The organism is Streptomyces sp. NPDC024555, from assembly GCF_055559335.1.
In genome coordinates this window covers 1-21,347 of the sequence record NZ_JBVHKV010000034.1, presented here as the reverse complement: position 1 = coordinate 21,347, position 21,347 = coordinate 1, and the positions used below count along the sequence as shown (strand labels likewise).

General features: G+C 73.1%; 15 protein-coding genes and 1 pseudogene. 7 read left to right on the top strand and 9 right to left on the bottom strand.

The window, feature by feature from the left end; all coding sequences use genetic code 11:
* Positions 1–7: 7 nt before the first annotated feature.
* The 4 genes from ACZ4FH_RS35700 to ACZ4FH_RS35685 form a co-directional block, all read right to left on the bottom strand.
* Entirely contained in the window at positions 8–1,777 is a 1,770-nt protein-coding gene (locus ACZ4FH_RS35700; protein ID WP_467310131.1) for a VgrG-related protein, read from the bottom strand.
* Entirely contained in the window at positions 1,774–2,463 is a 690-nt protein-coding gene (locus ACZ4FH_RS35695; protein WP_467310204.1) for a CIS tube protein, read from the bottom strand. Before ACZ4FH_RS35695 ends, ACZ4FH_RS35700 begins: the two co-directional genes overlap by 4 nt.
* Positions 2,464–2,548: 85 nt before the next feature.
* On the bottom strand, positions 2,549–2,974 hold the full coding sequence (locus ACZ4FH_RS35690; protein ID WP_467310129.1) for a phage tail protein: 426 nt from the start codon (positions 2,972–2,974) through the stop codon (positions 2,549–2,551).
* 15 nt (positions 2,975–2,989) lie between these two features.
* A complete protein-coding gene (locus tag ACZ4FH_RS35685) occupies positions 2,990–3,646 on the bottom strand; it encodes a hypothetical protein (RefSeq protein ID WP_467310128.1) in 657 nt (218 codons plus the stop codon).
* 505 nt (positions 3,647–4,151) lie between these two features.
* Here ACZ4FH_RS35685 and ACZ4FH_RS35680 point away from each other — a divergent pair.
* Positions 4,152–4,358 (top strand): hypothetical protein, encoded by a 207-nt coding sequence (locus ACZ4FH_RS35680; protein WP_467310126.1) that lies wholly within the window; start codon positions 4,152–4,154, stop codon positions 4,356–4,358.
* Positions 4,359–5,942: 1,584 nt separating this feature from the next.
* Here ACZ4FH_RS35680 and ACZ4FH_RS35675 read toward each other — a convergent pair.
* From ACZ4FH_RS35675 to ACZ4FH_RS35655, 5 genes are all read right to left on the bottom strand, one after another.
* Entirely contained in the window at positions 5,943–6,101 is a 159-nt protein-coding gene (locus ACZ4FH_RS35675) for a DUF6760 family protein (RefSeq protein ID WP_383651168.1), read from the bottom strand.
* On the bottom strand, positions 6,098–6,586 hold the full coding sequence (locus ACZ4FH_RS35670) for a hypothetical protein (protein ID WP_467310123.1): 489 nt from the start codon (positions 6,584–6,586) through the stop codon (positions 6,098–6,100). Before ACZ4FH_RS35670 ends, ACZ4FH_RS35675 begins: the two co-directional genes overlap by 4 nt.
* Positions 6,583–7,023, bottom strand: a complete 441-nt coding sequence (locus ACZ4FH_RS35665; RefSeq protein ID WP_018101393.1) for a phage tail protein — start codon at positions 7,021–7,023, stop codon at positions 6,583–6,585. The genes ACZ4FH_RS35670 and ACZ4FH_RS35665 overlap by 4 nt, the downstream gene beginning before the upstream one ends.
* Before the next feature lie 62 nt (positions 7,024–7,085).
* Positions 7,086–8,612 (bottom strand): phage tail sheath family protein, encoded by a 1,527-nt coding sequence (locus ACZ4FH_RS35660; protein WP_467310120.1) that lies wholly within the window; start codon positions 8,610–8,612, stop codon positions 7,086–7,088.
* 470 nt (positions 8,613–9,082) lie between these two features.
* On the bottom strand, positions 9,083–10,435 hold the full coding sequence (locus ACZ4FH_RS35655; protein ID WP_467310202.1) for a COG1470 family protein: 1,353 nt from the start codon (positions 10,433–10,435) through the stop codon (positions 9,083–9,085).
* A 436-nt stretch (positions 10,436–10,871) separates the two neighbouring features.
* On the opposite strand from ACZ4FH_RS35655, the gene ACZ4FH_RS35650 reads away from it, so the two are divergent.
* The 6 genes and pseudogenes from ACZ4FH_RS35650 (at position 10,872) to ACZ4FH_RS35625 (ending at position 21,234) form a co-directional block, all read left to right on the top strand.
* Positions 10,872–11,531 carry a helix-turn-helix transcriptional regulator gene (locus tag ACZ4FH_RS35650; RefSeq protein WP_467310118.1) on the top strand — a complete coding sequence of 220 codons (660 nt, stop codon included), beginning with the start codon at positions 10,872–10,874 and terminating at the stop codon, positions 11,529–11,531.
* A 182-nt stretch (positions 11,532–11,713) separates the two neighbouring features.
* Positions 11,714–13,273 (top strand): hypothetical protein, encoded by a 1,560-nt coding sequence (locus tag ACZ4FH_RS35645; protein WP_467310116.1) that lies wholly within the window; start codon positions 11,714–11,716, stop codon positions 13,271–13,273.
* Between the two features lie 189 nt (positions 13,274–13,462).
* Positions 13,463–16,600: a hypothetical protein gene (locus ACZ4FH_RS35640; RefSeq protein ID WP_467310201.1), complete on the top strand. Its 3,138-nt coding sequence runs from the start codon at positions 13,463–13,465 to the stop codon at positions 16,598–16,600.
* A 79-nt stretch (positions 16,601–16,679) separates the two neighbouring features.
* Entirely contained in the window at positions 16,680–17,393 is a 714-nt protein-coding gene (locus tag ACZ4FH_RS35635) for a Pvc16 family protein (RefSeq protein WP_467310114.1), read from the top strand.
* Positions 17,390–19,696: pseudogene (locus tag ACZ4FH_RS35630) on the top strand (ATP-binding protein); the annotation flags it as partial. The gene ACZ4FH_RS35635 and the pseudogene ACZ4FH_RS35630, both read left to right, overlap by 4 nt.
* Positions 19,697–20,301: 605 nt before the next feature.
* Positions 20,302–21,234, top strand: a complete 933-nt coding sequence (locus ACZ4FH_RS35625; protein WP_467310112.1) for a barstar family protein — start codon at positions 20,302–20,304, stop codon at positions 21,232–21,234.
* Positions 21,235–21,347: the final 113 nt, after the last annotated feature.

Below are 21,347 nucleotides of genomic sequence, written 5' to 3'. Positions count from 1 at the left end.
CGGGGCGTCAGTTGATGCGGATGAGAGCGGCCTTCAGGACGGCGAGAAGACCGCCGTCGACGGTGACGCCGGTCTTCCCGGCGACGGTCACCGACCGGCCCTTCACCTGGACGTCTCCGGCGCCCGCGTCGAGCGTGATCCCGGTGCGGCCGAGCGACAGGGAGCTGAGGACCCGGGAGGTACCGCGCGCGTACACCTTCAGCGCGATCTCGCCGCGCCGCTCGTCCAGCACGACCTCCAGCTGCTCGTCCCCCGTGGCCAGCCGCACACCGGACGGGCCGCGCGGGGTGTCCAGCAGCTCGATCCGGTTGCCCGAACGGGACACCAGGGAGCGCCGGTTGACCTTGCCGCTCGTCGGGTCCACGAGCGGGACATCGTGGGGGGACGGCTTGTCGACGCCGTTGTAGAGCCCGCCGAGCACATACGGGCTGTCGATCAGGCCCTGCTCGAAGCCCACCAGCACCTCGTCGTTGACCTCGGGGCTGAACACCCCGCCACCGCCCTGCCCGCCCCACTGCACCGTACGCACCCAGTCCGTGACGTAGGTGTCGTCCAGCCAGGGGAACTTCAGCCGCACCGAACCGCGTTCCCTGCCCCGGCCCTCGCGGATGTCCGTGACGACGCCGATCGCGAGCCCCGGCATCCGGGGGCCGGGCGGGGGCGCGCCCGGCCCGGCGGTGAGCCCGGTCAGCGAGCGGTCCGGGTCGGTGCTGACCAGGACGGTCGTACGGTAGCCGCCGTGCGGGTCCAGGGTGTGGTGGGCGGCGGTCGCGGTGTAGCGCCCGGCGAACGCGGGGCCGACGTTCCCGAGCGCGACCGGTTCGCCGGCCCGCAGCTTCGGATTGCCCTCCGCGACCGCCTCGATCTCGCCGAAGCCCGAGGCGACCCGTCCGGCCACGGCACCGGCGACCGCGCGGGCCTCGGCCTGGGTGCGGTACGGGGTGTCCGCGACGGTCATCCGGGCGTTCTTCCCGAACAGGGCGGCGGCCGACGACGGGCTCGCACCCGGAACCACGGTGTCGGAGCGGACGGCCTGCTCACGGGCGACCAGCCGGACCTTGTTCTCCACGTCCCAGCCGCGCACCTCCACACTGTCCGCCCCGTCCGACCCGGTCAGCACGGCCCGCAGCGCCAGCAGATTGCGGCCGTACTCCAGCACCATCGGATGCTTGGCCGCGGAGGTGGACGGCGCGGGCGCCGAGGAGGCCGGCTTCGGCCTCACGAACTGGAGCACGCCCTTCTCGTCCACCCGGACGTGCGCGCCGCATTCCCCCGCGAGGTACTGGAGGAAGTCCCAGTCCGAGACGTTCGGCTGGGTCAGCTGCTTGTACGTCACCGGGGCCGCCTCGACCTTCCCGCACGGCAGCCCGGCCCCGGCGGCGACCTTGCGGACGATGTCGGCGGCCTTCATGTTCCGGTACGCGACCACCTTGCGGCCGCGCCGCAGCCGGTGCGCCTTGGAGAACGCGCGGACGACGGTGAACGATCCGGTGGTGTCGCTGTCCAGCTCCAGCGCGGTCACCTCCCCCGTGAACAGCCGCTCGCGCGCCCGCTCCTGGACGGTGACCACGGAGATCCTCACCTCGGTGCCGATGGTGATCCCGGTGGCGGTGAGCAGCGTGTGGTACGGATCGCGGTACGTCAGCACGGCACTGTCGGGCAGTCCGATGTTCTCGTCCACCGCGCAGCTCACCAGCTGGGCGGCCCACGCCTGGGGCAGCTCGGCGGGCGCCTCCACGATGGGGTCCGCGGCGAAGGAGCGGGCGGGGCCGGTCATCGGGCGGCCTCCGGCGCGCCGTCCCCGGCCGCGGGGTCCTCCAGCGCGGGCACCAGGAGTTCGCTGCCCGGGGGCAGGTGCATGGGGTCGTCGATGCCGTTCGCCTCCGCGATGGTGCGCCAGGCCGTGGCATCGCCGTACTCCCGCCAGGCCAGCAGCGGCAGACTGTCCCCCGCGACGACCGTGTGCGTACGCCGTGCCTCCCGCGACCCGGACGTCGGGTTCTGCCCGGCCGGGTCGACGCTCGCCTCCTCGATCGACAGCGAGCAGGTGGCGCGCAGCGGCTTCCCGTCGACGTCGAACAGCGTGTACGAGACGGAGAGGCTGGAGAGCACCCCGTCGAACGACGTCGTCCTGGACGTCCCCCAGTCGAACCGCACCCACGGGCTCGACGGCTTCTTCCGGCCCAGACTGCTCGGCGTCGGCACACAGGCCGTCATCAGCTGCTCGACCGCCCGCTCCACGGAGTTGTCGTGCGTGGCGGTCGCGTCCAGGAACACGTCCAGGGACAGCGAGCGCGGCCCGCTGCCCACGAATTCGGGCAGCGCGGACTCGCCCGCCGTGCGGGACGGGGTGCGGCGCCACTCGGTGGACTTGCGCAGCGAGAGCGTCGCCGGGTTGAACTGGAGCGTGAGCCGGGCGAGCGTCCCGCCGGGCTTGGCCCCGACGTCCGACGGCGGCTCCATGATGGTCAGCTGGGCGCGGGCACGGCTCGTGCGGGCAGCGGCTGGCACGGGGTCCCTCCTTCCGGGATCGTTTCTTGGCGACGCATCAGGAGGGCACCAGCCCCTCGTGCGCGATCTCCAGCGTCTCGACCGCGGCCTGCGAGCTGGCCGGGTCGAAGGACGGCCCCTGCCAGCGGACCGGCACGATCCCCTGGACCTGCCAGCTGACGATCCGGCTGAGGTCGGGGCGCAGGGCGACGATCTCGCCGTCCTTGCGCTCGACGCGCTGCGTCGTCTCGTTCAGCCAGCGCGCGATCTTGAGGGTGTCGGCGGTGACCGGGCGGGTCAGTGTGATGTTGGTCCAGGTGATCCGCCCCGGCAGCTGCCAGGTGTACCCGTTGTTGCCGCCCTCCGCGTAACTCTCGATCTCCACCTCGGCGCCCAGCCCCGAACAGGTGTGGAACGCGCCGAGATCGCTCCCGCCGATGGTGAGCTTGAAGAACACGCTCGTCGCGAAGATGTTGTCGGTCATCCGTGGTCTTCCTTGTCAGCGGCGGCCGTCGTACGGACGTCCGGAACGTTCGCGGCCCCGCCGCAGGTCGGCCCTGAGCAGCCGGGCGACGGGGTCGATGAGGCGCCGGGCGAGGTCTTCCACGTCCACGTCCGGGGCGGGCTCGGCGGGCCGCTCGGGCGCCGGACGCGGGGCGGGCTGCCGCTGCACGACGGTCACCGGGACACCGCTCAGACCGGCTTGCGCGACGGCGCGCTGCACCGCCTGCGAGTGGGCCCGCGCGGGCGCCGGCTGGGCGGTCCGGGGGGCCGTCGGCCGTACGGCGGAGGGGGCACCCCCCTCCGGCTCGGCCTCCGCCACGACCGGCATCGCGAGGCGCTGCACGGGCGCGACGGAACCGACGGGGCGCGGGGTGCCGGCCGGATGCGGGCGGACCACCGGGGCCCGGGGGGCGGATTCCGGCGCGAGGCCGGCCGGGACGGGCGGTTCCCACGGCGCGACGGACCGGGCCGGGAGCGGGGCGTGCGCGCGCGGCGGCGCGACCGGGGCGGCGGCGACGCGCTGGACGACGGGCCGCGCCTCCCCGGTCTCGTGCGGGCGCGGGGTGTCGCGCCGCCAGACGGCCGGTACGACGGGCCGGTTCGCTCCTGCTGACGCAGGCGCCGTGAACCCCTCGGCGGCGCCGGTACGCACAGCGAGCGTCCGCGCCACGAGGAGCGCACGGGCACGCTGGACCGGGGCACTTCGGAAAACGCCCCGGCCGGGGACCGGGCGGACCCGAACGGCGGCACGTTGTGCGGTGGGTGCGGTGGGTGCGGCCCTGAGCGGCATTGTGGGCGGACCGGGTTCCCCGGCGCGCGGGAGGGCGAGCCCGCCAGGCGTCCCGCGCGGGGCAGCGCCCGCGGCACCCGCAGTCGGCGGGAGGGCCGACAGGGGCGCACCGAGACCGCCCCGGGTGCGGGCCCGGGAGCCGGGCCCGGTGGGCGGGGCGCCCGGGGCCGGGTGCGCGGGGCCCGCTGCCGGACGGATCGTGGCATCGGGCTCCGGTGCCGGGCGCGTGGCGGAGCTGTCGGGCATCTGCCGTTGGACCACGGGCAGCGCGGGGGCCACCGGGTCGGCGGCCCCGTCGCGGGTGCGCGGGACGAACGGGGCCGCCCCTGCGGGCATTTCACGAAGGGGCTTGCCCAGGGCGGGGCGCATGGCGGGCATCGGTGCGGGGGATGCCGGGGGCACGGCGGGGACGGACGTGTCCGTCTGGCGCTGGACGACCGGCAGTTCAGGCCTCTCCGGTATCGCCATCGACGGCTGCCCGCCCGGAGTGGGGTGTACGGAGGACCCGGCGGGCGCGTCCGCCGGGCGGTGGACCACGGGCACGGCGGTGGCGGACGCGTCCGCCTCGCGCTGAACCACCGGCAGGGCGGGCCCGGCCGGGGCGCCCGCCTCCCCGGCGGGAACCGTTACGGGCGGCTGCCCGCCCAAGGTCGGGCGTACGGAGGAATCCGCCGCCGGACCGGGGGACGCGGGCGCGTCCGCGTGGCGCTGGACGACGGGCAGTTCGGGCCCGCCCGGTGGCGTGGTGGAGGACGGCTCCCCGCCCGAGGTGGGGTGTACGGAGGGGCCGGCCGTCGGTCCGGCGGAGGCGGACGGGTGTGCCGGGCTGCCCACGGAGTGCCGTCCACCCAGCGGTTCACCCAGGGCAGGACGTACCGGAGGCGCGGCGGACCGCCGCTGTGCCCCGGCGTTCGCCTCCGGCGAGGAAGGGACTCCCGCCCTCGACCCGTCGCCCGGCCCACGACGTACCGCAGGCCCAACGGACGCGGACGCGTCCACCTGCCGCTGCACCACCGGCAGCTCGGGAGCGGAAGGGGCGGAAGGGGCAGAGGAAGCGGACGGAACGGACGGGACGGAGAAAGCGGACGGGGCTGCCTCCGCCCCCGGCGCCGACAGGCCCGCCCCGGACGGCAGTTCACCCGGGGCCTCGCCCAGCCGGGGACGTACGACGGGAACGACCGACGAGGGCGTGTCCGCCCGCCGCTGGACCACCGGCAGCACCGCCCCCGCGCCGGAGGGCGGTCCGCCCGGTCCAGGGTGTACCGCAGGCTCGGCGGACGCGTCGACCCGCCGCCGGACCACCGGCGACTCCGGCGCGGACGGGACCGAGCCGGGCGGCAGCGCGCTCAGGGGCTCGCCCAGACCCGCACGTACCGGAGGCGCCTTCGCCGCCGCGACGGGCGCGGGCACCCCGGACGACGGGACGGCGGCCACGTCGCGCGGGGTGGCCGCCGCCGGGCGCCGGGCGACGACCAGCGGGGGCGCGGTGCGCCGGGCGCGAACCGGGGCGGGGTTCTCCTGCTGACGCGAGACCGGGACAGGGGCGCCGGTCGCCGACCCGGGCACGGCACGGACGACGCGCCTGTGCCCGGTCCGGGGCTCCGTGCCGGGGCGGCCGCTGGACGCCGGTCCCGGGGCCGTAGCCGTACGGGGGCGGCTGCCGGACATCGGGCCCGGGGCCGTACCCGCACCGGGGCGGCCGGTGGACGCCGGGCCCCGCTCCGTACCCGTACCGCCGCTCACCGGCGTCGCGGGCGTCTCCCCGTCCGGTGGCGGGGGTGCGACCGCCCGCAGTACCAACGGCGCCCCCGGGGGCGCCACCCGCGGCGTGCCCGGGGGCCGGGTCACGCCGTGAATCCGCCCCACCGGGGCGGACGGGAGCACGGCGTGGCCGAGGTCGCCGTCGCTGTAGGCCACGTTCTGCCAGGACGCCAGGCCGGACCGGAAACGCAGACCGTCGCTGACGCCGATCGAGGACCGGGCGACGGTCACCGCCTGGGGCGCGACCCGGCGCCAGCCGCCGTCCCAGTCCGCGCCGGGAAGCGGGGAGGCGGGGCCCGGTGCCGGGGCGTCCCCGGTACCGGGCTCGGAAGCCCGGCCCGCGTCGGGGACGCCCGCCGCCGGACGCCTCCGGAACCAGCCCTTCAACTCCACGCCCTCACCCGTTCTCGTTCACGCGGGTGTTGATCCGCGCTATCTCCCTCACCCATTCCTGCCGCTCACCGTGCGTGAGGTCGAGGATCTCCTCGCGCTGCCAGTGGAAGTGGTAGGCGATGTACGCGATCTCCTCCCGCAGCCGGGAAGGCGCGTACGTCACGATTCCCCCAGGCGCTCACCCGACAGGTCCACCTCGAACGAGCCCTGGCACAGCGGGCAGGTGACCGCCGCGTGGGTGTGCCCCTCGCTGTTGATGCGGCGGTAGAAGTCCTGGAGGAACGCCACGTCGGTCGCGTACATCCGCTCGACCACCCCCACGTGCACGTCGGTGATCGTGCCGAGCCGGGTGATGACCTGGCTGAGGAGCACCACGCTCAGGTACGCGGGGTTCTCCTTGACCCGGAGGTCGATCTGCGGGCGGAGCTCGTCGCGGGCGGTGGCGAGCCGCATCGTCCCGGTCCGGTGCGTCCGGCCCTCGTCGTCCACGTAACCGCGCGGCAGCTCGAAGTCGAACTCGTCCGGTCTGCGGGCGGCCGGGGGCGGCGCCGGCGCGGCGGCCGGAGCCTCGGCCGGGGCGGGCGAGGCGGCGGCGAGACTGTCCAGGACCTCGTCGAGGCCGCCGCCGGAAACGGTCCTGCGCCTCATTCGACGACGATCTCCTCGAAGGTGATGGTGACCGTCTCGGTCGCCGCGCTGGACTCGCCGGCCTTCAGCGAGGGACCCTCCCAGCGGCTGGCCCAGCCCTGCATCAGCTGGATGCGGCGGACGGTGTCGCCCTTGGAGTCCTTGATCTCGATGGTGAGGTTCTGCCGCGCGGTGTCGACGGCGCCGTTGTTCAGCGTCTCCTTGATCCACTTGGTGAACTCGCTGCTCTTGTCGAGCCCGCGCGTGATCGTCACCTCGCCGGCCTGGCGGGCGCCGGGCTGCTTGCGGATGATCTGCTTGCCGGTGGAGGTCACCTGCCGGACCTCCACCACCTCCTCCTCGACGGTCAGACCGCTGATCTCCTGGATCGACTCCACGAGATAGCCGCCGAGCTGCACGCCGAAGACGTGAGTGGAAAGAGCGTCGCCCTCTGCCATGACTCTGTGTCACCTGTTCCGTTCGTTGTCGCCTGCTGGGTCACCGCGTAGGGGGACGGCCGTCACTCGTCCACGAGGCTCGTGCTGTCCGAGAACTGCGAGAGCCGGAAGACGACGAACTCCGCCGGCTTCACCGGCGCGACGCCGATCTCACAGACGACCTGGCCCAGGTCGATGGACTCCTGCGGGTTGTTGTCCCGGTCGCACTTGACGTAGAACGCCTCCTCCGCCGTACGGCCGAAGAGCGCGCCCCGGCGCCATTCCTCGGAGAGGAACGCGGTGACGTTGCGCCGGATGCTCGACCAGAGGCGGTCGTCGTTCGGCTCGAAGACGACCCACTGGGTGCCCAGGAGGATGGACTCCTCCAGGTAGTTGAAGAGCCGGCGGACGTTGAGGTAGCGCCAGGCCGGGTCGGAGGAGAGGGTGCGGGCGCCCCAGATCCGGATGCCCCGGCCGGGGAACGCGCGCACGCAGTTGACGCCGATCGGGTTGAGGAGGTCCTGCTCGCCCCGGCTCAGGCGCAGTTCCAGGTCGAGCGCGCCCCGGACGACCTCGTTGGCGGGGGCCTTGTGCACACCGCGCTCGCCGTCGCTGCGGGCCCAGACCCCGGCGACGTGGCCGCTGGGCGGCATCAGGGTCTGGCGGCCGGTGGCCGGGTCGAGGACCTTCAGCCAGGGGTAGTACACGGTCGCGTAGCGCGAGTCGTAACCGGCCTCGTCGTTGCGCCAGGTGCGGACGCGCTGGGCGTTCATCCCGGGCGGGGTGTCCAGGACGGCGACCCGGTCGCCCATCTGCTCGCAGTGCGCGATGAGCGCGAGCTGGACGGCCCTGACCCCCTCGTCGTCGATGTCGCCGCGCTGGTGGGCGCTCATCAGGTCGGGGACGGCGACCATGGTGATCTCGTCGATCGCCTCAAGGGCCGCGATGCCCGTACGGGCCGAGGCGTCGCCCACGTACTCGGTGGGGCCGCTCCGGCCGGTGGCGCTCGTGTCCGGGGCGGCGGGCGCGAGGGTGAGGCTCTGCTTCTCGGGGCGGGACTGCGCCGTACCGGGCTGCTCGGTGACCTCGATGAGCTTGGACTGACGGGCCTGGGTGACCAGGTAGCCCTTGACGTTCTTGCGTACGGAGGTGTCGAAGGTCTCCACCACCTTGCCGCCCTGACGGACCAGCAGGCGGAAGCGGTCCTCCGGCGGGTTCTCGCCCTCGGCGTCGGCGACCTCGATGGAGATCCCGTCGCCGGCGCCCGGCCGGGCCGAGACCAGGAAGCCGCCGACGGCCACGGAGGGGGCCGCCGCGGGCGTGCCGTCCCCCGGGGCGTCCTCGGCGGGGCCGCCGATCCGGACGATGTACGCGGCGCCGCCGCCGTTGCTGAAGAACCCGTGGACGGCGAGCGTCAGATACGTGTCCGGGGTGAAGGTGCCGAACGTCGAAACGTACTGGTCCCAGCTGGTCACCAGCGTCGGCCGGTGGAAGGGGCCGGTCTCCGCGAAGCCGACGAAGGCGGCGACCGCGGTGCCGACGCCCTCGATGGGCCGTGCTCCGGACTGCACCTCCTCCACGTATACACCTGGGGTGAGGTACGACGGCATGCTCGCTCCTTCGGCTGGTCAGACGTTCGCCCGCCCAGTCTTGCCAGGGGGCGCGCGCGGGCAGTAGGCCTCAAAGTCCCGGGCGGGGGGCAGTGGGGCTGCCTTTCCGGGACGGTGCGTCCGGACACCGGGCGCGTGGGATTAGTTTCAGCCAGAAATTATCGAGCCGGTCGGCGAGATCGGCTGGATTTTCCCGGTCGTTCCCGGGAACCGAATGAGACCGGATCCGCTCCGCCGAGCGCGAGACCCCGTGGTCCAGTCCATTCTCCGCACAGGGAAATGACGGGGAATCACCCGGGAAACGCCCGAATCAGCCTTCCGCCCGTGCTGCGCGAATGCGGGCGTCCAGCCGTTCCGGGTGTGTCCGGCTGTGTGAAGGGACACACCCGGATGAACGCGCAATGGCGCATCCTCGCAGGTGGGAAACCCGTCTGTTCACACAACCGGAACAGAGCTCCAGGAGTCCGGCGCTATCGTTCCTCTCGCGAAACATCGCTCAGCACGCCACTGACATTGAGTACTTGGTGACACCCGGAAGCCTGCTTGCCGGTGGCCGGAGTCCCAGGCTTGGAACAGGTCACGGAAACGGTGACCGCCGCCTTCTCCGGTATCTGAATGGGGGTGACCCAGTGATAGTCCTGGTTCCTGAACGTCTCCAGGGCAATGGTGGTGATCTTCCGTTGGCCGAAAGAGATCGTCAGCAGCCCTTCGTCGCCCTGGAAATTGGCCACGACGATGTCCGTGACACCGAAAGTCTTGCCTTCCGGGACCACATAGGTGCCGGTCTCCTCGCCCCCGGCGCCGGTCTGGACGTCGATCGTCTCCGAGCTCTGCCGGCCGTTCCCGCCACCACCGCCACCATTGCCGCCGCTGCCGCCGGTCGAGCCGGAGCCGCCCGTGGAGCCGCCGGAACCGTCGGCGCCGGCCGTTGCCCCCTGCCCCTCGGGCTGCCCCTGGCCGCCGCCGGTGCCGCCGGACGCCGCGCCGCCCTGCCGGGGCTGCCGGTTCTCCTCCTGGGCGGCCTTGGCACCCGCCTCCTTGGCGGTGCTGCGGACGGCGGGGCGCACCAGCGCGAACCAGGCGAGCAGCAGCGCGAGCACCGCCGCGAGCAGGATCAGCAACCACTTCGGCAGCAGCGGGAGTTGGGCGAACTCGCCCGGCAGAGGCTCCGGCCGGACGTCCCGGACGTCTCGGGCATCCTTGGTGTCCCGGGCGTCCTCGGCCGGCGTACCGGCCGCCGCCGGCTCCCCGGCCACGGCCTCGACCTCGAACGGCCAGGTGGCCGGCGCGCCGAACCAGATCAGCTTCCGGGCCCGGACCCGCAGCGCCACCTCCGCCGACTCGCCCGGCTCCAGCGTCCGGCGCTCCGGCGTGAACGCCAGGCGCAGCTCCTCACCGGGCTGCCGGGCGGTGAGCAGCGCTTCCATGGGAGCGTTCCCACGGTTCTGTACGGCGGTACGGAAACGGGCCCGCAGCCAGCCCCGGCGACGCCCCGGTTCCAGCCGTGCCCGCAGCTCCCGGAAGGGCTCGACCACCACCGTCATCTCGGGAACGGCCACCGACTCGGGGTGCTCGGCGGGCAGCACCCGTATCCCCAGGGGCTTCTCACCGGCCGGAACCTCGTGGGACCGGGGCGGCGCGAACCGGACCGTGACGACTTCGGAGGTGCCGGGGTAGAGGGAGACCCGGGCCGGTTCCACCGTCGTCCACGCCGCACAGTCGCCGACCACGTCCAGGGTGTACGCCTCGACGATGTCGCCGTCGTTGCGCACGGTCAGGGTGGTCGTCGCTTCGGTGCCGGGCGTCACCGTCACCGTGGGCATTGCGAGTTCGGCAGATGTGGTCACCCTGCGACGCTAGGCCGCGCCGCACCTCCGGCAGCAGGGGCGCGAGGGCAACGCGCGGGCACTGTGGGTGCCCCGGGGGCACACCCGCCCCCGGGGCGTGGCGGTGGCGTGGGCCGGCCGGGGTTCTCCGGGGCCGGGCATGGCCGGTTGTCGGTGCGGGTGCTGGTGCCGCGGGCCAGGTCGCCTTGCGGACGTGTGACGTACGCGTACGGCACGGGGCAATTGACGGAATCCGGCGGAAGCGGCCCAGAAGGACGAGCACATGACCACGATCACGACAGACACGACGACGGGGGCGGCGGGGGCGGTGGGGACGAGGGGGATGTCAGGTCCGCGTACTCCCGTCCCGCCCGAGCAGCCCGCGTCCGGCATACCCGCCCCGGCGTCCGGCATACCCGTTCAGGCGTCCGGCATGCCCGCTGCGGCGTCCGGCATACCTGCTCCGGGGTCCGGCCGGGTCTCGGTGGCGGTGTATGCCGAGGACCTGATCCTCAGGACCGGGGTGGTGCACCAGCTGCGCCGGCGCCCGGAGATCGAGCTGGTCCCGGAGGAGGAGGCGGACCGGGCCCAGGTCTCCCTGGTGGTGGTGGACATGGTGAACGAGCCGGCCGTCCAGCTCCTGCACCGTCTCCAGCGCAATACCGCGACCCGGACCGGGCTCGTCGTCGGGTACTTCGAGGCGGGTGCCCTCCAGACCCTGATCGAGTACGGAGTGGCCGCCGTGCTGCGGCGCGGGGAGGCCGACCAGGACCGGCTGGTCCACCTCGTCACAGCCGTCGCGAAGGGTGAGGGGGTCCTTCCCGGTGATCTCCTCGGCAGGCTCATCGATCACGTCAGCAGCCTGCACCGTTCGGTTCTGGACCCGAGGGGCCTCTCGCTGTCGACCCTCACGACGCGTGAGGCGGAGATGATCCGGCTGGTCTCGGAGGGGTACGGCACGGCGGAGATCGCGCAGAAGACCTCGTACTCCGAACGCACCGTCAAGAACGTGCTGCACGAGGTCGCGACCCGGCTCAACCTGCGTAACCGGGCCCATGCGGTCGGGTACGCGATGCGGCACGGGCTCATCTGACGCACGGCCGGGCACCGGTGACGCACGGCCGGGCACCGGGAGGGCAGCGGTCGTTGCCTTCTCGGTGCCCGGACGCGGCCGTGCGGCCGGGGCCGGTGTGCCGGGGTCTGCCCCGGGGTCTCTTGCCCGGGTGTGTCCCGGACGGGTGTCGTGGTGGTGACCGTTCGTGGAAAGGCAGACCGTTGTCCCAGCGTGAGCAGCGCGCCGACCGGACCGTCGAGACCCGGCCCGCGTCTTCGCGTGGCCCGGCCCCCGTGGAGCGGGCCGGGCTCCTCGGTATCCAGCGCACCCTGGGCAACGGGGCAGCCCTGCACCTGCTGCGGCGGGCGGGCCACCCGTACGCGGGGGAGGAGTCCCGCGCGCACGGGGGTGCGGGGGGCTCGGGCGGTGCGGCGGTTCAGCGATTCATGGAGCCGGTCGCGGGTGACGACGCGGCCGCCTGGCGGCGCGAGGCCCTGACGCACGTGCAGGCCAGGGCGAAGGACATCCTGATGGCCTACGCGGCGCTGACGAAGAGGAATGTGGGCAAGGTGCCCGCGGACATGGGCATCAAGGACGCGTGGCCGGTCGTGTGGCAGGCGTCGAAGAACCCGGCGGTGGCGGGAGACGAGGTGGACACGCCCCTGACCGCCGTCCTGCGGCAGCTGAACATCATGGAGCAGGAGCAGCTGACCTCGGCCGTCGTGGGCGAGACGGTGAACTCGGGCCTTCCGCTGCCGACGAGCAGGGCCGGTACCGAGTTCACGTTCACGGACAGCACGCTCGACGGAACGGCGGAGGGCAAGACTGCCCTGGCCGTGGACGTCGAGAACCGCAAGAAGAAGGGCGCGAAGGACAACGGGGCCAAGGCGGCGATCACGTACGCCGAGCGGAAGATCAACGAGTGGGCCGACCGGGTGATGGCTGCCCCGGCACCCGCCGGGTTCACCGTGAGCCGGGACGGCGGCGACGGCGAGAGGGTCAAGGGGCAGTTCGCCACGAAGTTCACGTACGTCAGTGAGTCGGGCGGGAAGTGGTGGTGGAAGATCAGCATGGACAACTCGTGTCTGGAGACGCTGACCGCCCCGACGTCCGTCGCGGACCTGGAGCAGTCGCACGTGGAGTTCATCATCCGCAGGCACATCTTCGATCTGGCCCAGCAGAGCGGTCTGCGCGTGGAACAGAGCGCGTCCGGCGGCGGCGGTCACCTCTCCCTGGACAGTGGGACGACGTTCGGCGGCAGCGTCGAGCTCTTCGTCGAGTCGATGCGGCAGTGGGAGACCGGCTGGGTGTCCTGGGTCGAGCACTTCGGCCAGGGGCCGCGGGAGAAGGACGTGTCGCAGGCACCGTGGACCGGTGATCTGCCCACGCAGGACCCGAGCTATCTCGACCAGGTCACCCGCTGTCTCGATTCCGTCCTGAGCGACGCGGAGAACGGTGGTGTGGACCTGCCGGGGGCGATCGGCAGGCTCCAGCGGCTGATGGTCGATTTCCCCCTGCACGCACGGGCGGGGGACAACGTCCGGGAGAAGGTCGACGCCGACCCGGAGGACCGGCTGCACTACCAGGCCGTCAATCTGGAACACATGGCCGCCGCCGACACCGGCGCGCGGCGCGTCGAGTTCCGGGACATCCAGGCCCAGTCCGGCTACGACCAGCTCATGGCGGACCTCACGTTCATCGGCCGCATGCTCGAAGGGGTCCGGGACGAAGTCCGGGTCAGCCAGCGAAACCGCCTCGCGGAGCGCCACCCCACGACATGACCGGCCGCACGCAAAGGGCACCCGTGGTTGCCCGCCCCCGGGGTACTCCGGGCCCTGTTCCCACGCCCTCTTGCCCGCGATGCTCGATGTGGAGAACCATCGATCCAGATCCAGACTGTGAGGTGGACCGTGGGCGGTCCTGGTGGCCCGGCGAGGGGTGCCCGGTTGCGCCGGCTGTGCGGTGCGGTGGTGCTGCTGACGCCCTTGCTGGTCGCGGGGTCCGTGTCCGCCCCGCACGGCGCCCAGCCGGCCGCCGCGGCCGCGCCGGGGGCGGCGGACGACACCGGGCGGATCGCCTTCGCCGGTACCGGGCACCGCAGCCTGGGCCGGGTCACCTCGGAGACCGCGACCGCGGACCTGTTCGGGGCCGGTGTCCCGGCCCACTACGACCAGGACGCCTACGGGCGCGGTGGGGCGCTGGTGTTCACCAGCCTCCGGGACGAGGCGCGCCCGCAGGTCTACCTGCGCAGTGCGGACGGCACCGTACGGCGGCTGACCACGGGCATGGACGCCGCGCACCCCGAACTCTCCGACGACGGACGGACCGTGGTCTTCGACTCGCCGGGCAACAGCGGCCACCGGGACCTGTGGTCGGTGGACGTCGAGGACCCCGAAACGTTGAAGCAGCTGACGGACACCCCCGCCGACGAGACGTCCCCGACGCTCTCCCCGGACGGCACCCGGATCGCGTACGCGAGCGACGGCGGCCCGGAACGGGGCACGCAGATCTACGCACGTGACGTGGACGGAGGCCCGGTCACCTGCCTGAGCAACAGCGCGGAGGGCGACGCGGACGAGCCCGAGTGGAACCCGGTGGGCGACACCGCGCACGCCTCCCGCGTCGCCTACACCGTGCACGTCGAACCGGCCTCCGACACGGACACCGGCCACCGGCTGCGGGTCACCGACGGGCCCGGGACCGCCCGGCCCGTACTGACCGGGCTCGGTGACGACTGGGGCACCCGGTCACCGGCCTGGCTGCCCGACGGCGAGGGCCTGCTCTTCCTCAGCCCGAACACGGACTGCGGGTGTTCCGTCTACGACCACGTCTACCGGATCGTGTCGCTCGGTGATCCGGCGCCGCTCATGGTGCTCACCGAGGACCGTCAGGTGGAGACCCCGGCGGTGCTCGGCTCCCGGGACTCGTGGACCGCGGTCGTGACCCGCAGGACTACGAAGGATCCGGTCCTGGTCACGCTCCAGGACATGCGGCAGGACGGTTCCGACCCGCGCGATCTGCGCCTGGACGTGCTGCGTGAGGACCCGAGGGCTCTGACGAACACCAGTGACGACCCGGCCGTGGATCCGTTGTTCCACCCGGCCGACGGCTACGACCCGTGGACGGAGCGTCAGACCTACACGCCCGACGGGCGTCGTATCGCTCTGACCCGGTTCGAGACGGTCGACGGGCGGCGGGTCCAGCGGATCTGGCTCGCCGATACGGACGGGACGCACCCTGCGGTGATGGAGCTGGACGGGCGCGGTGCGGGGGACCGTGACACCGACCCCTCGTTCTCCCCGGACGGCACGAGGATTGCTTTCACCCGGTCGACGCCCGGTGCGGACGGTGTCTGGTCGAGCCGGGTCCTCGTCGCGGACGTGGCTTCCGGGCGGATCACCGGCGAGGTCGTGCCGCCGGCCGGTGAGGTCTCCGGTGTTGACGCGCAGCCGGCCTGGTCGCCGGACGGTACCGTGCTGGCTTTCACCCGGGCCGAGGTCATCCGGGGTCTGGGCGGTATCAAGCACGTCTGGACCGCCCCGGTGAAGGCGCTGGAACAGCAGCAGGACCTCAGCCGTATGGGCGGGTGCCCGGGTGAGTGCAAGGTCATCGACGACAGCCCCGCGTTCTCACCGGACGGCAGGTCCGTCGCGTTCAACCGCAAGGACCGCGCGGACCAGATCAACCAGCGCGCCAGCGTGGTCGTCACTTCCCTGGACGGTGAGGACTGCCGGGTCGTGCTGCCCACCGGCCGCAGTAACGACCCTGCCGCCTGTGGTGCGCAGATCCCGGACGTCGAGGCGACCGGCCCCTACCAGCCGCGTGATGTGGCCTGGTCCCCGGACGCTTCCCGGCTGGTCCTCAGCCACCGCCGGGGCCGGGCCCCGAACTCTCCCGAGGAACTGTCCGAGCTGGTCCTCGCTACCGGGACCCTGACTCCGCTCACCGCGCAACTGCCCGGCCGTCAGAAGGAGCCCGCCTTCCAGCAGAAGGTGGACCTGGCCGTCACCGCACCGCCCACCGCACCGACCGTGGAGACCGGCTCCACGGTGTCCGTCACGGTCACCGTCACCAACAACGGCCCGGCCCCTTCCCCCGGCACGACCCTGATCGCCGACCTCCCGCCGGGCGTCCGCCTGGACGGCATGAGCACCCCCACGGGCCCCTGTACCACCGGTTCGCCGGTCTGTGCCGTGGGCCTGCTGGCGCCCGGTGCCACGGTGCCGGTCACCGTGCGGCTGACGGGCGTCGTCAACGGTCCCTGGGAGATCGGCTGGTCGGTCAACGGCGCGGTCGTGGACCCCAACCCCACGGACAACGCGACCCGCACCTTCCTGCGGGTCAGTGTCCCGCCCGAGCTGCCCGGCCCGCCGACCGGGACGCACCCGCCCACCCCGCCCAAGCTGCCACCCCCCGCCGCCCAGCCCCCCGCCGGCCGGCCGCCGGCTCTGCCGCCCGCACCCGAGGCCGGCCCCGGCGTCGTCGTCCGCGCCCAGCCGGCCCCCGGCTACGTCGGCGGCCGGATCGTGGTCACCTACACTGTCCGCAACGGCGAGAACGCCCTGGCCACCGGCCTGCGCCTACAACTCGGGCTCCCCGCCCGGATCCCCGTGTCCACGCTCCCGGCAGGCTGCACCAACCAGGCCTGTGTCCTGCCCGACCTCGCACCGGGCGCCTCCACGGTCCTGCGTATCGTCCTCGCCCCCGACCACCCCGCCACCACCCGTATCACCGCCACCCTGACGACCACCGGCACCGACGCGAACCGGAACGACAACGTCTCCCGCACCCCGCTGCGCATCCTCCAGCCCCGGATCGTCTCCGTACCCGAAATCGGCAAACCCGGCTTCGTCACCTCCGTACGCGGCAAGGACTTCCCACCCGGCGCACCCGTGGAACTCACCTGGAACCCCGGGATCACCGCAGCCGCCGCCCCGACCCGGCCCGGCCACGACGGCACCTTCATCGCCCAGCTCCTGATCCTGGTCAAGGACCGGACCGGACCACGCACCATCACCGCCTCCGGCCCCGGCTTCTCCCCGGTGAAGACGGACTTCCTCGTGGTGACGGGCAACCTGGCTCCGCCGGACGAGATGGGACGCCGATGACCCACGAACCGGTGCCGTCGTGCGAGGCGGGTGCGCCGACGATCCGTGATCGGGTCGGGCCGGGCGGGAGGGGGCAGCGGTGATCCATGAGGTGGACGAGGGACTGCGGCTGCTGCTGGTGGACGCAGGCCTTGAGGACAGCGGTGTCGACCTCGTCTTCGACGCCCCGACGAAGGACTGGTCCGCCCGCCGCAACGCGCCCACGGTGAGCATCTTCCTCTACGGCATCCGCGAGGACGCGACGCGCCGCAGCAGCGGCACGTCCGAGGAGTACGACGCCGAGGGCCTGGTCACCGGCCGCCGCACGCCCCCGCGCTGGTTCGAGCTGACTTATTTGGTGACGGTGTGGACCAACCGTCCGCAGGACGAACACCGCCTGCTCTCCGAGGTGTTGCGTTGTCTGATCCGTACGCGGGTGCTGCCCGCCCGTATGCTCACGGGCAGTCTTGCGGAGCTGGGTCTCGCGGTCGGGCTGGAGGCCGCTTCGGCGGGTTCGGGTGACCGCCCGTCCATGGTCGATGTGTGGTCCGCGCTCGGTGGTGAGTTGAAGGCCGCGATCGATGTACGGGTGTGGGCGCCGCTGTCGGGTGAGGTGGAGCCCGCCGGACCCCCGGTCACGGAGGGGCTGCTCGTCCGCACGTCTCCCGCCGTCGACGGCGAGGCGGCGGAGCCGGGCCGCCGTCTGCGTTACGGGGACGGCGCGACGGACCCGGCGGGTGAGGGCTTCGCTGCCGAACGTGAACGCCGGCTGCCACCGGGCCGGCGCAGACGCGGGCGCGGGGCCGCCCGGTGACCGTCACACAACAACGGCCCGATACGGCCGTTACCGAGCTCTGGGAACGCCTCGGTCATATCGAGCGGCGCGTCCGGCACGCCGTAGCCCTGCGACACGAGAACGATCCGGCACCGGACGACCCGCTGCGCGGGCAGTACCTCACGCCCGCCGCCGTCGAACGGGTCCTGGACACACGCGACGCGTTCCTGCCCGTACCGGACCTCGGTCCCGGCGCACCACCCGAGCGGGGGCGGATCGCGGGGCTGGCCGAGCGGTTCGCGCTGGCCGGCCCGGACGTCGATCTCCTGCTCGTCGCGATGGCACCGGACATCGACGCACGGTTCGAGCGGCTCTACGGCTATCTCAACGACGACCTGACCCGGCGCCGCGCCACGATCGGTCTGGCCCTCGAACTGTCCGGGCTGCCCGGCGCGGGCCCGGCCAGGTTCCGGTTCGCACCGTCCGCGCCGCTCGTCGCGGGCGGCCTGGTGGAGGTACTGGAGCCCGAAGGGCCGTTGCTGTCGCGGCTGCTGCGCGTCCCGGACCGGATCACCGCGCACCTGCTCGGCGACGACGAGCCGGACGCCCGGCTGCACGGCCTGGCCAGGGCGGCCCGCCCCGACACGGAACCGGACGGCTGCCCCCTGGTCCGGCGGGTCGCGGCCGCCGCCCGCACCGGGAGCGGGTTCACCCACCTGCTGGACCGGGGCGGCGACCCGGCCCGCGTCGCCACCGGCGCGCTCACCGCGTCCGGGCTGCGCCCGCTCCTGGTGGACGCGGCCGCACTGGCGGCAGCCCCCGAACCGGAGCGGACCGTACGGATACTGGCGACCGAGGCACGGCTGAACGGCGCCGGGCTCGTCCTGGGCCCGCTGGAGACACTGAACCCCCAGCAGCCCAAGGGCGCCGCCCTCGTCGGGGCACTGTGTACGGCCATGGACGGCGGACCGCCACTGCTCGTGTACGGGCGGAAGCACTGGGACCCGTTGTGGGCCGGCGCGAGCCCGGTGACGGTCCCGGTCCCGCCGCCGGACCCGGCGGACACACTCCGGCAGTGGCGCACCGCACTCACCACGGCCACTGCCGGGCTCACCGGCGCCACCGGTGCAGGCGCTGCCACCGTGCTGGCCGGGGCCGGCGCCACCATCGGGCTCACTACGGCCGGCGCCGCCACTGTGCTGGCCGGTGCCGCTGCCACGCCCACCGGTGCTGCTGCCGGGCTCACTACGGCCAGTGCAGCTGCCCCACCCACCGGTGCAGCTGCTCCACCCACCGATACCCCTGCCCCACCCACCGGTGCCGGCGCCGGCGCCGGGCTGGCCGCCGGGACGGAAGAGACAAACACCCGCCTCGCGGACGTCACCCGGGCCTACCGGCTGGACTCCGGACAGATCAGCCGGGCAGCCGGCGTGGCCGTCCGGCTGGCCGCCCTGGAAGGCCGCCCCGTGGAGCCCGCCGATCTGCGGACAGCCGTCCGGGCGCAGAACGGTGCCGGGCTCGCCCGCCTCGCCCGGCGTATCGAGCCCGCCGTGGGCTGGGACGACCTCGTGCTGCCCCCGGCGACCCACCGCCAGCTGTCCGACCTCGCTCTGCGCGCCCGCCACCGCGACCAGGTCCTGGGACAGTGGCGGATGCGCCCGGGCGGCGGCCGGGGCCGGGGCATCGTCGCACTGTTCGCCGGGGAATCCGGAACCGGCAAGACCATGTCCGCCGAGGCCGTCGCGGCGGACCTGGGCATGGAACTGTACGTCGTCGACCTGTCGTCCGTGGTCGACAAATACGTCGGCGAGACCGAGAAGAACCTGGAACGGATCTTCGTCGAGGCATCCGAGGTCAACGCGGTACTCCTCTTCGACGAGGCGGACGCCGTGTTCGGGAAACGCTCGCAGGTCAAGGACGCCCAGGACCGGCACGCGAACGTCGAGTCCGCCTACCTGCTCCAGCGCGTCGAGTCCTTCGACGGCATCGCCGTACTCACCACCAACCTGCGGGCCAACCTCGACGAGGCATTCACCCGCCGCCTCGACGTCGTCGCCGACTTCCCCGTCCCCGACGCCCCGCAGCGCCTGGCCCTGTGGGAGCGCTGCCTGGGCCCGCACATCCCGCGCACCACGGACCTGGACCTGCGCACATGCGCGGAACGGTTCGAGCTGACCGGCGGCTCGATCCGGGCCTGCGCGGTCACGGCCGCCTACCAGGCAGCGGAGTCCGGCCGCCCGCTGGACACCGGGCAACTGGTCCAAGCCGTCCTCGCGGAGTACCGCAAACTCGGACGGCTCGTCCTGGAGAGCGAGTTCGGCCCCTGGCTGGAACGGACGAGACAACACGACCAGCAGACCACCCACCCCACCCACCCACCCCTCCCTCCCACCCGTGCCGTCGTCGCCCCCGTGACCGCGGCCGGAAGGGGGAACAGCACGAACACCTGAAGACCCCCGCCCGCCGACCCGCACCCGCACCCGCACCCGCACAGCCCCACCCAGCCCTCGCCACGAAGCGACAGCACCGGCCACAACCACCGGTGAACATCTCCAAAGCCACCGGCACGAGGCACCGGCCACCCGGGAAACACGGACGCCACGCCCGCGGGATCCGGAGGGCTCCGGCGGCAGCGAGCCCTAGGGTGGGCGCGCCAAGACGACCCAACAGCAAGGGGAGAAGCGTGCGGCCCGAGGAACACACGAGGTGGGAGCGCGACTTCCCGGTCCGGTACCTCCTGGCGGGGGAGGACACCGAGGGCGATGAGGAAGGCGTGCTGTGGGGGCGGTGCGCACAGACCGAGGGCCTGTTCACGGACACGCCTCCACTGCCACGAGAAGTCCTCACGCTGCGCGGCTGCCCACGCGAGAGCCTGCTGGCCCAAGCCGTGACGAACAGCACCGAACCCCGACGGCTACTGGGACAGGGACTCCTCTCGATCGAGCCCGTGAACCCCACAACCGACGGCCCGGCCCGCTTCTGGGACCTGGAGGACACCATCGTCCTGGCCCAGCGGCCCACACCAGACGACGCCCGGCGCGTGGACATCGTCATAGGCACCGGCGTCGGAAGACAGGACGGCCACCGGGGCAGGAAACTCCTGCCCTCGAACCCGAGGTTCGACCTGTGGTTCCCCTCGCTCCACGGAAACAGCCCACCGGACAGCTGCCACCGCGTCGACGGCCTGCACCCCCCGCACCCGCAGCGCCCCACCCAGCCCGTGCACCTGATCGGCTGCGAACCCGCCGCACCACTCCTGGCCCTGCTGCGCCGCCCGCTCCCTCAGAAGGGCACCCCGATCACGCTCCTGCCCCTCGACCGCCACGGCCGAGCGATGACCAGCTACCGCCTCGACCCGCACACCGTCCAGGCACGCCCGTCCGTCCTCGAAGGAACCCTGATCGACATCACCCTCACCGACCCCGGCGACGACCGCCCCACCCCGGCCGCCCGCCCCGTCTGGGAGATCTGGTACGACGGCGTCCCCACACGGCCCAACCAATGGGCACAGTTCGATACCGCGGGCCGCTCCGAGTGGCTGAGCCTCACCACCACCGGCCCGAACAGGCCGGTGGGCCTCTCCGGCGGGACGTACCACCTGGACGGACAGCACGCCACCGACAGCAACGGCCTGCTCCTGGCACTCGGCGAAGCCCTGCTCGGCCCCGGCACCAACTACGGGACATGCCTGGACTCGATCGCCGACTCCCTGAGCGGCGGACCCCGTGCCGTCCCCCCGTTCACCCTCGTCTGGCACCACGCCGACACCACCCGCCACGCCCTCGCCGGACACATCCTGCACCACCTCGGCACCCAGTCCTACTTCGAGGAGACCGTGAACATCCTCCGCGAACGCGGCGTCACCGTCGTACTCCAGTAAAAAACCGACAGCCCCTGGGGTCACCGGGACCCAGGCCGGTGTCCGACTGGCTGTGTCTGCTGGGCAGTATGTTCTGTGCCTGTTGTTCTTTTCCTGGCTTCTGGGACGTTCGC

Excerpts from the sequence above, each read along its gene's own strand:
- ACZ4FH_RS35655 (WP_467310202.1), bottom strand. The coding sequence starts at position 10,435 with ATGCCCACGGTGACGGTGACGCCCGGCACCGAAGCGACGACCACCCTG.
- ACZ4FH_RS35650 (WP_467310118.1), top strand. The coding sequence starts at position 10,872 with ATGCCCGCTGCGGCGTCCGGCATACCTGCTCCGGGGTCCGGCCGGGTC.
- ACZ4FH_RS35695 (WP_467310204.1), bottom strand. The coding sequence starts at position 2,463 with ATGGAGCCGCCGTCGGACGTCGGGGCCAAGCCCGGCGGGACGCTCGCC.
- ACZ4FH_RS35670 (WP_467310123.1), bottom strand. The coding sequence starts at position 6,586 with ATGAGGCGCAGGACCGTTTCCGGCGGCGGCCTCGACGAGGTCCTGGAC.
- ACZ4FH_RS35660 (WP_467310120.1), bottom strand. The coding sequence starts at position 8,612 with ATGCCGTCGTACCTCACCCCAGGTGTATACGTGGAGGAGGTGCAGTCC.
- ACZ4FH_RS35690 (WP_467310129.1), bottom strand. The coding sequence starts at position 2,974 with ATGACCGACAACATCTTCGCGACGAGCGTGTTCTTCAAGCTCACCATC.
- ACZ4FH_RS35680 (WP_467310126.1), top strand. The coding sequence starts at position 4,152 with ATGGCGGGCATCGGTGCGGGGGATGCCGGGGGCACGGCGGGGACGGAC.
- ACZ4FH_RS35700 (WP_467310131.1), bottom strand. The coding sequence starts at position 1,777 with ATGACCGGCCCCGCCCGCTCCTTCGCCGCGGACCCCATCGTGGAGGCG.
- ACZ4FH_RS35665 (WP_018101393.1), bottom strand. The coding sequence starts at position 7,023 with ATGGCAGAGGGCGACGCTCTTTCCACTCACGTCTTCGGCGTGCAGCTC.